Source organism: Aeromonas sanarellii, assembly GCF_000820085.1.
Classification (GTDB): Bacteria; Pseudomonadota; Gammaproteobacteria; order Enterobacterales; family Aeromonadaceae; genus Aeromonas; species Aeromonas sanarellii.
Genome location: NZ_CDBN01000091.1, coordinates 65829 through 80056, shown reverse-complemented (window position 1 = coordinate 80056; position 14228 = coordinate 65829). Strand labels below are relative to the sequence as shown.

Below are 14228 nucleotides of genomic sequence, written 5' to 3'. Positions count from 1 at the left end.
ACGAGCCCGATCCCCTGGGCGTTGCGGCCTTCACTCCCCATTAATGTCTCTTCCCTCACAGAAGGGAAGAACCTTGAAACGAGGTCAATTTGAGCCGACATATCGCGACCCTGAACCTGCATCTGGAGCCCGCCGACAACCTGCGTCTCGCCAGCCTGTGCGGCCCCTTTGACGACAACCTCAAGCAGCTGGAGCGCCGCCTCGGCATCGAGATCAGCTACCGGGACAACCACTTCCAGGTGCTGGGCAAGCAGGCCCAGGTGGACGCGGCCGCCGTCATCCTCAAGCACCTCTATGTGGAGACCCAGCCCCTCAAGGGGGGCAAGGTGACCGACATCACCCCAGAGATGGTGCACCTGACGGTGCAGGAGTCCCGCGTGCTGGAGCAGGACGACGAGGAGGTGCCTAGCCTCCCCTATGGCAAGGAGGTGACGGTCAAGACCAAGCGTGGCCTCATCAAGCCGAGGAGCCCGAACCAGGCCCAGTACATCGCCAACATAGTGCGCCACGACATCAGCTTCGGCATAGGCCCCGCCGGCACCGGCAAGACCTATCTGGCCGTGGCCGCCGCCGTGGATGCCCTGGAGCGCCAGGAGATCCGCCGCATCCTGCTGACCCGCCCGGCGGTGGAGGCGGGGGAGAAGCTCGGCTTCCTGCCAGGGGACCTCTCCCAGAAGGTGGATCCTTACCTGCGCCCCCTCTACGACGCCCTGTTCGAGATGCTGGGCTTCGAGCGGGTGGAGAAGCTGATGGAGCGCAACATCATCGAGGTGGCGCCGCTCGCCTATATGCGCGGAAGAACCTTGAACGACGCCTTCATCATCCTGGACGAGGCCCAGAACACCACCACCGAGCAGATGAAGATGTTCCTGACCCGCATCGGCTTCAACTCCAAGGCGGTGGTCACCGGCGACATCACCCAGGTGGACCTGCCCCGCAGCACCAAGTCCGGTCTGCGCCACGCCCTGGAGGTGCTGCAGGGAGTCGACGGCCTGTCGTTCAACTTCTTCGAGTCCAAGGACGTGGTACGCCACCCCGTGGTGGCCCGCATCGTCCAGGCCTACGAGGCGTTCGACGCCCAGCAGGCGGCCGAGAAGGCCGCCGCCAGCAACAAAGAGAACATCAGCAGAGAGAATGCCCAATGAGCCTGACCCTGGATCTGCAACTGGCCTGCGCCAGCCCCGACGGCCTGCCGAGCGAGGCCCAGCTGCAAGGCTGGCTCGAGGGCACCATCCTCGGCTTCCAGCAGGAGGCCGAGGTGACGGTGCGCATCGTCGACGAGGAGGAGAGCCGCGAGCTCAACCACACCTATCGCGGCAAGGACAAGCCCACCAACGTGCTATCATTCCCGTTCGAGGCCCCTCCCGGCCTGGAACTGCCCCTGCTCGGGGATCTGGTGATCTGTCGCCAGGTGGTCGAGGCCGAGGCCGTCGAACAGGGTAAAACCCTGGACGCCCACTGGGCCCACATGGTTGTGCACGGCAGTCTGCATCTGCTAGGTTATGACCATATCGAGGACGAGGAAGCCGAGGAGATGGAGCAGCTAGAGCGCGACATCATGCAGGAGCTGGGCTTTGCGGACCCCTATCTGGACGACGATGTCGAAGGATAAGGTGAATCAAGAGCCGCTCAGATGGTGCCGTTCCGAACGCGACATCATGCAGGAACTCGGTATCGCCGGCCCTGGTCTGAACGACGAAGAGTAAAACACCGGATGGTCATCGCCTTGAAACAGCCGATGCCTATCCTCATATAGCCACAACGATTTCAAGTGTGTTCATACGAGTAACCAAGAGAGAAAATGACCGACGATCACCCTAGTACCGGCTCGCCGAAGAAAACCTGGCTCGACAAGCTCAGCCAACTCTTCCAGGGCGAGCCAAAAGACCGCAACGATCTGGTGGATGTCATCGCCGATGCCGAGGAGCGAGACCTCATCGATCAGGACACCAAGGACATGATCGAGGGCGTGCTCGAAATTGCCGAGCTGCGCGTGCGTGACATCATGATCCCCCGCTCCCAGATGGTGACCATAGAGAAGTCCCAACCGGTGGACGACTTCCTGCCGGTCATCATCGAATCCGGCCACTCCCGCTTCCCGGTGATCAACGAAGACAAGGATCACGTGGAGGGCATACTGCTCGCCAAGGATCTGCTGCCGTTCGGCTTCGGCGGCCATCACGCCAGCGAGCCGCTGCAGCTCGAGAAGATCCTGCGCCCCACCGTCATCGTGCCGGAGAGCAAGCGGGTCGATCGCCTGCTCAAGGAGTTCCGCGAAGAGCGCTACCACATGGCCATAGTGGTGGACGAGTTCGGCGGTGTCTCGGGTCTGGTGACCATAGAGGACATTCTGGAGCTCATCGTCGGCGAGATCGACGACGAGTTCGACGACATCGAGGACGAGCCCGTCGATATCCGCCGCATCAGCAAGCGGGTCTTCTCCGTCAGCGCCCTCACCGAGATCGAGGACTTCAACGACTTCTTCGGCACCCAGTTCAGCGATGAAGAGGTGGATACCGTCGGCGGCCTGGTGATGCACGCCTTCAGCCACCTGCCGAAGAAGGGCGAGGAGATCGAGCTCGACGGCTACCTGTTCAAGGTGATGCACGCGGACCGGCGTCGTCTGCAACAGCTGCAGGTGAAGATCCCGGAGCATCACGCGGCGGCCCAGCCGGAGTCCTGATCTCTCCCGCCCCGGACCTGACGTTCAACGCCCCTGCCAAGGGGCGTTTGTCATTCTGTCAGGCCCTTACCCTTTCATTCTCCCTGCCACCGCCCCTCGATACCCGGCCGCCGGGAGGCTCGCCGTTGGCACCGTTTGCGGTTAAGATGTCGGCCACTTTATTTTATTCAGCCCAATTCGAGCCCCGATCCCCCGTGAAATCGAAACTCCTGACAAGCCTGTTCGCCCTGGCCTCCGGTGCCATCGCCGTGCTGGCCTTCTCTCCTTTCGGCTACTGGCCCCTGGTGATCCTCTCCCTGCTCGGCCTCTATGCCCTGCTGGACAAGGCCAGCCCCAGGCAGGCGGCCTGGCGCGGCTTCGGCTACGCCATGGGCCTGTTCCTGCCGGGCCAGTGGTGGATCCACGTCAGCATGACGGAGTTTGGCGGCATCCCGCTGCCGGCCGCCTTCGTGCTGTTGGCCGGGCTCTGCGCCTATCTCTCCCTCTATCCGACCCTGGCCTGCTGGCTGTTCGCCCGCGTCTTCGCCGGCCGCCACTGGAGCCGCTGGCTGCTCGCTTTCCCGGCGCTCTGGCTCGGGGCCGACTGGCTGCGTGGCTGGGTGATGACCGGCTACCCCTGGCTCTGGTTCGGCTACACCCAGATAGACGGCCCCCTCAAGGGGTTCGCTCCCCTCCTGGGAGTGCAGGGCATCACCCTCGCCCTGCTGCTCACCACCTCCGCCCTCTGGCTGGTGTGGCAGAGCCGCAAGCCGGCCTGGCTGCTGCTGCCCGTCGCCCTGGTGGGGGCGGCGCAAGGATTGATGCAGCTCAACTGGGTCACCCGGGGGGAGCCGGTCAAGGTGGCCCTGGTGCAGGGCAACATCGCCCAGTCTCTCAAGTGGGATCCTGAGGCCCTGATCCCCACGGTGCGCACCTACCAGGACTTGAGCCGCGAGAACCAGGATGCCGACATCATCGTCTGGCCCGAGTCCGCGATCCCGGCCATCGAGAAGGAGATGGGCACCTATCTGGAGAGCCTGGACAAGGCGATGAAGGTGAATGACACCGGCCTGCTGGCCGGCATCATTCACTACGATCTCCAGCAGCAGCGCTTCTACAACACCGTGCTCGGCATGGGGGTGCAGGATGCGGACGGCAAGGAGTCCTATCACTACGAGCACAAGAACCGCTACTACAAGTACCACCTGCTGCCCATCGGCGAGTTCGTGCCCTTTGAAGATCTGCTGCGCCCCATCGCCCCCTTCTTCAACCTGCCCATGTCCTCCTTCAGCCGGGGGGACGAGGTGCAGCCGAACCTGATCGCCAAGGGACTCAAGTTCGCCGCCGCCATCTGCTACGAGATCATCTTCCCGGACGAGGTGCGCCGCAACGTGCAGCCGGATACCGACTTCCTGCTGACCGTCTCCAACGACGCCTGGTTCGGCACCAGTATCGGCCCCTGGCAGCACATGGAGATCGCCCGCATGCGCGCCCTGGAGCTGGCCCGCCCGCTGCTGCGGGACACCAACACCGGCATCACCATAGTCACCGAGATAGACGGCAGCATCATCGCCCAGATCCCGCAGTTCCAGGCCGGGGTCTTGAGAACCGAGGTGCGTCCCGCCCACGGCGAGACCCCCTACCTGCGCTTCGGCAGCTGGCCCATGTACGGCATCGCCGCCCTGCTGCTGGGCCTGGCGCTGGTGCTGCGCCCCCGCGCCCATCCCTGGGCCCGCAAGGCCTGAAGAGATAGACGTGGATAAATCGCAGAGGCGCCCTTGGGCGCCTCTCTTTATATGCCGTTGTCAGGGGGTGATCAGGGCGAGAGCGGCTCGCGGTGATACTCGTCGGCCCCGCACTCGGGGCAGGTGCCGAGCTGTTCAGGATGCAGCACCGTATGGCGCCACTCGCAGTGATCGCACACCAGCACGCCGAGTCCGACCCAGTCCCCGGCCCGGTAGATGCCCTTGTGCTCCAGCTCGTCCGCGAGCTCCTGCCACTCCACCTGGGCGCGGTCGGTCACATCCGCCAGCCAGGACCAGGCTGTGTCTTTCAGGGCCAGCATAAAGGCGGATTCGGGCACCTCTTGCTTTCCCTCGTCGTAGTTGCCGAGATCACGCTTCACGTATTCGGCGATCAGGGCGAGTTCATCCTTGGTCAGATCCCCCGCCGCTTCCATATAGGCCTGCACCCTGGCGATCATCCGGTTGAGACGCTCCCCCTGGAACTCTTCCGTCTCCTCCCACTGCTTCCTGAGCTGGGCGATAAAGGCTTCATACCCTTTCTGGCGTTTGTCCATGGTGTTGCTCCTGTACAGATAGCTGATCGTGCCCGGCCGGGGACCGGCGGATGCTGGCGGTTGTTGCCGCCGCAGGATATGGGTATTCTATTGCGATTTCCCAGCCGTTTTATCTATTCATTTCACAGATCCGGATGTCACCAATGCAAGAGCAATACGTTCCCCAATCCATAGAACCAGCAGTGCAGCAGCACTGGGATGCCAAGAAAACCTTCAAGGCGGTGGAGAAAGTAGACAAGGAAAAGTTCTACTGCCTCTCCATGTTCCCCTACCCGTCTGGTCGACTGCACATGGGGCACGTGCGTAACTACACCATAGGTGATGTGATCTCCCGTTATCAACGGCTCAACGGCAAGAATGTGCTGCAACCCATCGGCTGGGACGCCTTCGGCCTGCCGGCGGAGAACGCCGCCATCAAGAACGCCACGGCGCCGGCCCCCTGGACCTACGAAAACATCGAATACATGAAGAACCAGCTGAAGATGCTGGGTCTGGGCTATGACTGGGACAGAGAACTCGCCACCTGCAAGCCGGACTACTACCGCTGGGAGCAGTGGTTCTTCACCAAGCTCTACGAGAAGGGCCTGGTCTACAAGAAGACCTCCTCCGTCAACTGGTGCCCGAACGACATGACGGTGCTGGCCAACGAGCAGGTGATCGACAACTGCTGCTGGCGCTGCGACACCCCGGTGGAGCAGAAAGAGATCCCCCAGTGGTTCATCAAGATCACCGACTACGCCGAAGAGCTGCTGAACGACATCGACAACCTGGAAGGCTGGCCCGAGATGGTCAAGACCATGCAGCGCAACTGGATCGGCCGCTCCGAAGGGGTCAACATCAGCTTCGCCGTCGATGGCCAGGATGAGCACCTGGAGGTCTACACCACCCGTCCCGACACCTTCATGGGCGTGACCTATGTCGGTATCGCCGCCGGTCACCCGCTGGCCGCCCAGGCAGCCGAAGGCAACCCCGAGCTCGCCGCCTTTATCGAGGAGTGCAAGCACACCAAGGTGGCCGAGGCGGACATGGCGACCATGGAGAAGAAGGGCATGGCCACCGGCCTCTACGCCATTCACCCGCTGGATGGCCGCAAGGTACCGGTCTGGGTCGCCAACTTCGTGCTGATGAACTACGGCACCGGTGCCGTGATGGCGGTGCCCGGCCACGATCTGCGCGACCACGAGTTCGCCACCAAGTACGGCCTCGAGATCAAGCCGGTCATCAAGCCGGCCGACGGCGAGGCGCCGGACGTGATCGCCGCCGCCTACACCGACAAGGGCGTGCTGTTCAACTCCGGCGAGTTCGACGGCCTCGAGTTCCAGGCAGCCTTCGATGCCATCGCAACCAAGCTGGAAGGGCTCGGCCGCGGCAAGCGCACCGTCAACTACCGCCTGCGCGACTGGGGTGTCTCCCGTCAGCGCTACTGGGGCGCCCCCATCCCCATGCTGACCCTGGCTGACGGCTCAGTGGTACCGACCCCGGAAGACCAGCTGCCGGTGCTGCTGCCGGAAGACGTGGTGATGGACGGCATCCAGAGCCCCATCAAGGCCGACCCCGAGTGGGCCAAGACCACCTACAACGGCCAGGAAGCGTTCCGGGAAACTGACACTTTTGACACCTTTATGGAGTCCTCCTGGTACTACGCCCGCTACTGCTCCCCGGACTACGACAAGGGCATGCTGGATCCGGCGGCTGCCAACCACTGGCTGCCGGTGGATCAGTACATCGGCGGCATCGAGCACGCCTGTATGCACCTGCTCTACGCCCGCTTCTTCCACAAGCTGCTGCGCGACGCGGGCCTGGTGAACAGCGACGAGCCGTTCAAGCGCCTGCTCTGCCAGGGCATGGTGCTGGCCGACGCCTTCTACTACAAGGACGAGAAGGGCGGCAACGTCTGGGTCAGCCCCCTCGACGTCAAGGTGGAGCGGGACGACAAGGGCCGCATCACCAAGGCGGTGGATAACGATGGCCGCGAGGTGATCCACTCCGGCATGACCAAGATGTCCAAGTCCAAGAACAACGGCATCGATCCCCAGCTGATGGTGGAGCGTTACGGCGCCGACACCGTCCGTCTGTTCATGATGTTCGCCTCCCCGGCCGACATGACCCTGGAGTGGTCCGATTCGGGCGTTGAGGGTGCACAGCGCTTCCTGCGCCGCCTGTGGCGCACCACCTTCGAGCACGTCTCGGCGGGTGCCGTGCCGGCGCTGGATGTGGCGTCCCTCTCCAGCGAGCAGAAGGCCGTGCGCCGCGAGCTGCACAAGACCATCGCCAAGGTGAGTGACGACGTGGGTCGCCGCCAGACCTTCAACACCGCCATCGCCGCCATCATGGAGCTGATGAACAACCTGGCCAAGCTGGGCAGCGACGAGCAGGACAGAGCCCTGATGCAGGAAGCACTGGAAGCCGTGGTGGTCATGCTCTACCCCATCACCCCGCACATCGGCTTCGAGCTGTGGAAGATGCTGGGCAAGGAAGGGGACATCGACGTGACCGGCTGGCCGGTCGCCGATGAAGCGGCCATGGTCGAGACCGAGAAACTGGTGGTGGTGCAGATCAACGGCAAGATGCGCGGCAAGCTGACCGTGCCGGCCGAGATCAGCCAGGCCGACGTCGAGAAGCTGGCCATGGCCGACGCCTCGGTGCAGAAGTTCACCGACGGCCTGACCGTGCGCAAGGTGGTCTATGTGCCGGGCAAGCTGCTCAACATCGTCGCCAACTGATCTCTGGTCACCAAATCTGACCAACTGAAGACGGCGGGCCTGGCCCGCCGTCGTTCAAGCACAGCAAAGAGGATTTCATATGGGCATGTCCCTTACTCGCTGGATTGCCATCATGCTGACGGGCCTGCTGCTGCAGGCCTGCGGTTTTCAGATGCGGGGCACCGCCATCCCCCCCGAGCTGATGACCATGAAGGTGGTCGGTGACAACAAGAGCGACTTCTATCGCCTGGTGACCACCCGCCTCAAGGCCTCCGGGGTGACCCTGGCGGACAAGGAGGGCATCCCGGTGCTGACCCTGGCCGGCGTGCGCAGCAGCAGTCAGGTCGCCTCCGTCGACGCCATCGGCCAGGATCGCGAGTACCTGCTGGGCTACAGCACCCAGTTCAGCGTGACGGTGCCGGGCAAGCCGACCCAGGTCTTCCCCATCACCTTCAACCGCAGCTTCCTGAACAAGCCGGATGCGGCGCTCGCCTCCTCCCGCGAGCAGGAGCAGCTCGGAAAGGAGATGCAGGAGCAGGCCGCGAACCTGGTGATCCGTCAGCTCAGCCAGGTCAAGTTCTGATGCGAGCCTCCTGATGAGAGTCTATCCGGAGCAGTTCGCGGATCATCTCAAGGCAGGGCTCAAGCCCTGCTATCTCGTCTTTGGGGACGAGCCGCTGCTCAAGCTGGAGGCCATCGACGCCGTGCGTCAGGTCGCCCGCAAACAGGGGTTCGATGAACGCCACAGCTTCGTGGTGGAGGCCGGGCTGGACTGGAACCAGGTCTATGACGCCTGCCAGGCCATGAGCCTCTTCTCCGCCCGCCAGATCATCGAGCTGGAGCTGCCGGCCAAGGTCGACAAGGATCTGGCCGCCCGCATCGCCGAGATAGCCAAGCAGTTGCACCCCGATCTGCTGCTGGTGCTCTCGGGCCCCCGCCTCAACCAGACCCAGATGAAGGCGGCCTGGTTCGACAAGCTGAGCCAGAGCGGCACCTATGTGCCGGTCAACCACCCCGAGCCCCGCTTCTTCCCGCGCTGGATGAGCGCCCGTTTCCAGCGCTTCGGCCTCAAGGTGCTGCCGGACGCCGTCAACTTCATGTGCCACAGCTACGAGGGCAACCTGCTGGCCGCGAGCCAGGAGATAGAGAAGCTGACCCTGCTCTCGCCCCCTCAGCCGATCACGGTCGCCTACCTGCAGGAGACCATCATCCGCCACGCCCACTTCACCCCGTTCCAGCTCATCGACACCCTGCTGGAGGGCAAGGTGAACCGGGCCCAGCGCATCCTGCTGGCCCTGCGCGCCGAGGGCACCGAGCCCGGCATGCTGGCCTGGACCCTGTGCCGGGAGCTGGAACAGCTGACCGAATTGGCGCTGGCGGCCAGGGCCGGTCAGCCTCTGGTGGAGCACTTCTCGCGCCTGCGCATCTGGCAGAGCCGCCAGCAACTGATCCAGCAGGCCCTGACCCGGCTGCCCTTCGCCAAGCTGCAGCAGCTGTGGCAGCTGATGGCCCGGCTCGACGACGCCCAGCGCCGCTTCGATACCGAGCAGGCCTGGCTGATGTTGCAGACCCTGGCGCTGGGTTTTCGCGATGGCACCCCGCTGCAGCTGCTGGAGGCGGATCCATGCTAAACGCACCCATCGGCATCCTCGGCGGCACATGCGAGCCGAGCCATATCGATCACCTTGTTCAGACAGGGGCAGAAGAATGACGCTGAGACCACCCATCGGCATTCTGGGGGGGACTTTCGATCCCATCCACATCGGCCATCTTAGACCCGCCATCGAGGCCCGCGAGGCCCTGCGGCTGGCGGAGGTTCGCCTGGTTCCGAACCATATCCCCCCCCATCGCGCCAGCCCCTACTGTTCGAGCGAGCAGCGCCTCACCATGGTCGCGCTGGCAGCGGCGGAGAATCCGGGCTTCGTGGTGGATGAGCGGGAGCTGGATCGGGACAGGCCTTCTTACACCATCGACACCCTGATCGCGCTGCACGCCGAGCTGCCGGACACCCCAGTCTGCTTCCTGATGGGCATGGACTCCCTGCTCGGCCTGCCGAGCTGGCACCGCTGGCAGGAGCTGCTCGACCATGCCCACCTGGTGGTGAGCACCCGCCCCGGCTGGCAACCGGACTATCCGGCCGAGGTGGCCGATCTGCTGGCCCGCCACCAGACCCAGGACAGCGAGGATCTGCATCGTCACCGCCACGGCCATATCTGGCTGGCGGGCAACCTGCCCGTCGAGCTCTCCGCCACCCGGCTCAGAGCCCTGCTGGCATCGGGCCGGGATCCCAGGTATCTGCTGCCCGCGCCGGTCGCCGATTACATCCGGCTGCACGGCCTCTATCGGCCAACCCGGGGCCAGTGAACGGGCCAAACGGTGCGGCCCAGCCAGCCGACACCCTGAGGCGCACCCGGCACCGGCCCGGCTATTGCCGGAGCGGGTTGCGCACTATAGTGATCGTTAAGGGGTTGCCCCCTGCATGAGTGGCAACCCCGGATCCGCTCCCTTTGCCAGGCTGGGAAACGGGAGTGACCATGATATAATCCGCCGCCCTCTGGCGCCGGAAGATAGGAGAAGACATTGCAAGGCCAAGAATTGCTCGCCTTTATCGTCGACAAGATCGATGACATGAAAGGCCGCGACATCATCATCCTCGATGTGCGCGGCAAATCCAGCATCACGGACACCATGATCATCTGCTCCGGCAACTCCAATCGCCACGTCAGTGCCATCGCCCACAACCTCGCCAGCGAGGCGCGCCACGCCGGGCTCGATCTGCTCAGCGTGGAAGGCGAACTCACCGGCGAGTGGGTGCTGGTGGACATGGGCTCGGTCATCGTGCACGTGATGCAGGATGAGTACCGCGACTTCTACCAACTGGAAAAACTCTGGGGCGGTGCCCAGGTGAATGCACAGTAAGCGTGCAGACGCGCAAAAAAGGGCAAGGGCGTAGAGCAAGATGAAGATCCAGTTGATTGCAGTGGGCACCAAGATGCCTGCCTGGGTAGAGCATGGCTTCGAAGAGTACCGTCGCCGTTTCCCGAAAGACATGCCGTTCGAGCTGGTCGAGATCGGCGCCGGAAAACGCGGCAAGAATGCCGACATTCCCCGCATCCTGCAAAAAGAGGGGGAAGCCATGCTGGCGGCCGCCGGCCGCTCGCGCATCGTGACCCTGGACATTCCCGGCAAACCCTGGACCACAGAGCAGCTGGCCGTGCAACTGGAGGCCTGGAAGCTGGATGGCCGCGACGTGGCGCTGCTGGTCGGGGGGCCTGAAGGCTTGTCTCCCGAGTGCAAGACCGCCGCCGAACAGAGCTGGTCCCTGTCACCGCTCACCCTGCCCCATCCGCTGGTGAGGGTGCTGGTGGCCGAGAGCCTCTATCGCGCCTGGAGCATCACCACCAATCACCCCTATCACAGAGAGTGACCCATGCAGAGCCCACGCACTCCGCTCATCCACCCGGCCCCCGGAGCCTGAGCATGCATATCGCCTCTCTCACCCGTACGTCAGCCACAAGGTAACGGCATGCTGAAGAATCGCATCGAAATGCGCGACCACAGCGCCGAGGGGCGCCTGTTCTTCCGGCGCACCCTGGTCGCCTACATCGGCATGGTCGTGCTCATGCTGGTGTTGCTCGGCAACCTCTACTACCTGCAGGTAGAGTCTTACGAAACCTACCAGACCCGTTCCAATGACAACCGGATCCGCGTCGTGCCGGTGGCGCCGCCCCGCGGCCTCATCTATGACGCCAACGGGGTGCTGCTAGCGGAAAACCGCCCCGTCTACAGCCTGGAAATCGTGCCGGAAGAGACCGAGAACCTGGAGCAGACCGCCGACGATCTCATCGCCCTGCTGGCCCTGCCGGAGGGAACCAAGGAGAAATTCCTGGCCGAGGTCAAGCGCCAGCGCCGTTTCAAGCCGGTGCCCCTGTTCGAGAAGCTGAGCGAGTACCAGGTCGCGCTGTTCTCGGTCAACCAGCACAACTACCCGGGGGCCAGCATCGAGGCCTACCTCAAGCGCTACTACCCGTTCGGCGACACCCTGACCCATGCCCTCGGCTATGTGGCGAAGATCAACACCCGCGACGTGGAGCGTCTCGAGAAGGAGGAGAAGCTCGCCAACTACGCCGCCACCAAGGACATCGGCAAGCAGGGGGTGGAGAAGTTCTACGAGGACGAGCTGCATGGCGTGGCGGGCTACCAGGAGGTCGAGGTCAACAACCGCGGCCGGGTGGTGCGCACCCTGAAGTTCCAGCCTCCCGAGCCCGGCAAGGACATCTACCTCAACATCGACATCCGCCTGCAGTTGAAGGCGCAGGAGCTGCTGGCCGGTCGCCGGGGCGCCATCGTCATGATGGAACCCAACACCGGCGCCATCCTGGCCATGGAGTCGAGCCCGAGCTATGACCCCAACCTGTTCGTGACGGGCATCTCCAGCGCCAACTACTCGGCGCTGCTCAACGATCCCGCCAGGCCGCTGGTGAACCGCACCACCCAGGGCATCTATGCCCCCGCCTCCACCGTCAAGCCCATGATGGCGGTGATGGGGCTGAACGAAGGGGCCATCACCCCCAACTATCGCTACTTCGGCGGGCCCAGCTTCTCCATCCCTGGCACCACCAAGAAGTTTCGCGACTGGCGCCGCTGGGGCCACGGCTGGCTCGACGTCTACCGCGCCATCGAGGTGTCGGCGGATACCTACTTCTACGATCTCGCCTACCGGGTCGGCATCGACAAGATCAACAGCTACATGACCAAGTTTGGCTTCGGGCAGTACAGCGGCGTCGATCTGTTCGAGGAGACCAAGGGGGTCATGCCGTCCCGAGACTGGAAGATGGCGCGCTGGCGCCAGCCCTGGTATCAGGGGGACACCATCTCCATCGGCATCGGTCAGGGCTACTGGAGCGCCACCCCGATCCAGCTGGCCAAGGCCATCAGTATCCTGACCCAGAACGGTCACGACGTGACGCCGCATCTGCTCAAGAGCACCGCCTCCTCCGACGGCGTGGTCAACGCCCCCATCAACCCGAACGTGGCCATCGCCGCCAAGAGCGACACCTACTGGCAGGTGGCCAAGGACGGCATGTGGCGCGTCATCAACGGCCATGAAGGCACCGGTCGCCGGGCCTTTGCCAATACCCCCTACAAGGCGGCGGGCAAGTCAGGAACCGCCCAGGTGGTGGGCCTCAAGGAGAACCAGGTCTACAACGCGGCCACCACCAAGATGGAGCACCGCGACAACGCCCTGTTCGTCGCTTTCGCCCCCTTCGAAGCCCCTAAGGCCGTGGTCGCCCTGGTGCTGGAGAACGCCGGGGGCGGCAGCGCCATGGCCGCCCCGGTGGCCCGCCACATGCTGGATGCCTATCTGTTGCCGCCGGAACCCCAGCTGCCGCCGGCCCCGGCCAAGCAACCCCAATCTGAAGAGGTCGCCCCTCATGAGTAATTCCGCCCGCCAGCAGAGCATCTGGTACAGGCTGCACATCGACCTGCCGTTGCTGCTCGGCCTGCTGGCCCTGATGACCCTCTCCATGGTGGTGCTCTACTCGGCGTCGGGGCAGAGTGTCGACGCCATCGTACGCCAGCTGGTGCGCGGCGGCCTCGCCTTCGCCCTGATGATCGGCATGGCCCAGCTGCCCCCCTCCCTCTACGCCCGCTGGTCCGTGCCCCTGTTCGCCGTGGTGGTGCTGCTGCTCATCGCGGTGGACGTGTTCGGCCATATCGGCAAGGGGGCTCAGCGCTGGCTCGACCTCGGCTTCATGAAGTTCCAGCCCTCCGAGGTGATGAAGCTCTCCATGCCCATCATGGTGGCCGCCTGGCTCAGCCGCCATTCGCTGCCGCCGAAGTTCAGCCACGTGATGATCGCCCTGGTGATGGTACTGCTGCCCACCCTGCTGATCGCCGCCCAGCCCGATCTCGGTACCTCCATCCTGGTGGCCGCCTCCGGCTTCTTCGTCATCTTCCTGGCGGGGATTAGCTGGTGGCTGATCGGGCTGGCGGTTCTGCTGATCTGCGCCTTCATGCCGGTGCTCTGGTTCTTCCTGATGCACGACTACCAGCGCCAGCGGGTGCTGATGCTGCTGGATCCGGAGAAGGACCCGCTCGGCCGCGGCTATCACATCATCCAGTCCAAGATAGCGATCGGTTCAGGGGGCGTCTTCGGCAAGGGGTGGCTGCAGGGCACCCAGTCCCAGCTGGAGTTTCTGCCCGAGCGCCACACCGACTTCATCTTCGCGGTGTTCAGCGAGGAGTTCGGCCTGGTGGGGGTCGCCCTCTTGCTGGTGATCTACCTCTACATCATCAGCCGCTGCCTCTTCATCTCCATGCAGGCCCAGAACAGCTTCGAGCGCCTGCTGGGCGGCGCCCTGACGCTGACCTTCTTCGTCTATGTGTTCGTCAACATGGGCATGGTGAGCGGCATACTGCCGGTGGTGGGGGTGCCCCTGCCGCTGGTGAGCTACGGCGGCACCTCCATGGTGACCCTGATGGCGGGCTTCGGCGTCCTGATGTCCATCCAGACTCACAGAAGACTGCTGGCCTGATGATCCGGGGGCTGCAAAGGCTGGCC

The 14228-nt window shown here is 64.0% G+C and carries 13 protein-coding genes; 12 read left to right on the top strand and 1 reads right to left on the bottom strand.

Annotation, left to right across the window (positions count from 1 at the left end; translation table 11 throughout):
* The first annotated feature begins 89 nt into the window (after nt 1-89).
* The 4 genes from BN1132_RS16680 (at nt 90) to lnt (ending at nt 4407) form a co-directional block, all read left to right on the top strand.
* Complete coding sequence (locus tag BN1132_RS16680) at nt 90-1145, top strand: PhoH family protein (RefSeq protein ID WP_042078916.1); 1056 nt, start codon at nt 90-92, stop codon at nt 1143-1145.
* Entirely contained in the window at nt 1142-1612 is a 471-nt protein-coding gene (gene ybeY / locus BN1132_RS16675; RefSeq protein WP_042078915.1) for an rRNA maturation RNase YbeY, read from the top strand. The genes BN1132_RS16680 and ybeY overlap by 4 nt, the downstream gene beginning before the upstream one ends.
* Nucleotides 1613-1801: 189 nt before the next feature.
* Entirely contained in the window at nt 1802-2683 is an 882-nt protein-coding gene (gene corC / locus BN1132_RS16670; RefSeq protein WP_042078914.1) for a CNNM family magnesium/cobalt transport protein CorC, read from the top strand.
* 146 nt (nt 2684-2829) lie between these two features.
* Nucleotides 2830-4407, top strand: a complete 1578-nt coding sequence (lnt, locus tag BN1132_RS16665; protein WP_042078913.1) for an apolipoprotein N-acyltransferase — start codon at nt 2830-2832, stop codon at nt 4405-4407.
* 71 nt (nt 4408-4478) lie between these two features.
* Here lnt and BN1132_RS16660 read toward each other — a convergent pair whose 3' ends face one another.
* Entirely contained in the window at nt 4479-4961 is a 483-nt protein-coding gene (locus tag BN1132_RS16660; RefSeq protein WP_042078912.1) for a zinc ribbon-containing protein, read from the bottom strand.
* A 143-nt stretch (nt 4962-5104) separates the two neighbouring features.
* Between BN1132_RS16660 and leuS the strand changes: the two genes are divergently transcribed.
* From leuS to rodA, 8 genes are all read left to right on the top strand, one after another.
* The gene (gene leuS, locus BN1132_RS16655; RefSeq protein ID WP_042078911.1) at nt 5105-7684 is read left to right on the top strand and encodes a leucine--tRNA ligase; all 2580 of its coding nucleotides are present in this window, start codon (nt 5105-5107) and stop codon (nt 7682-7684) included.
* 79 nt (nt 7685-7763) lie between these two features.
* Nucleotides 7764-8246 (top strand): LPS assembly lipoprotein LptE, encoded by a 483-nt coding sequence (locus BN1132_RS16650; RefSeq protein WP_042078910.1) that lies wholly within the window; start codon nt 7764-7766, stop codon nt 8244-8246.
* 13 nt (nt 8247-8259) lie between these two features.
* Nucleotides 8260-9294, top strand: a complete 1035-nt coding sequence (gene holA, locus BN1132_RS16645; RefSeq protein ID WP_042078909.1) for a DNA polymerase III subunit delta — start codon at nt 8260-8262, stop codon at nt 9292-9294.
* Nucleotides 9295-9370: 76 nt separating this feature from the next.
* On the top strand, nt 9371-10027 hold the full coding sequence (gene nadD / locus BN1132_RS16640) for a nicotinate-nucleotide adenylyltransferase (RefSeq protein ID WP_042078908.1): 657 nt from the start codon (nt 9371-9373) through the stop codon (nt 10025-10027).
* 216 nt (nt 10028-10243) lie between these two features.
* Nucleotides 10244-10582 (top strand): ribosome silencing factor, encoded by a 339-nt coding sequence (gene rsfS / locus BN1132_RS16635; RefSeq protein ID WP_042078907.1) that lies wholly within the window; start codon nt 10244-10246, stop codon nt 10580-10582.
* A gap of 40 nt (nt 10583-10622) precedes the next feature.
* Entirely contained in the window at nt 10623-11090 is a 468-nt protein-coding gene (gene rlmH, locus BN1132_RS16630) for a 23S rRNA (pseudouridine(1915)-N(3))-methyltransferase RlmH (RefSeq protein ID WP_042078906.1), read from the top strand.
* Between the two features lie 99 nt (nt 11091-11189).
* Nucleotides 11190-13106, top strand: coding sequence for a penicillin-binding protein 2 (mrdA, locus tag BN1132_RS16625; protein ID WP_042078905.1), 1917 nt, complete (start codon nt 11190-11192; stop codon nt 13104-13106).
* Nucleotides 13099-14202: a rod shape-determining protein RodA gene (rodA, locus tag BN1132_RS16620; protein WP_042078904.1), complete on the top strand. Its 1104-nt coding sequence runs from the start codon at nt 13099-13101 to the stop codon at nt 14200-14202. The genes mrdA and rodA overlap by 8 nt, the downstream gene beginning before the upstream one ends.
* The last annotated feature ends 26 nt before the right edge of the window (nt 14203-14228 follow it).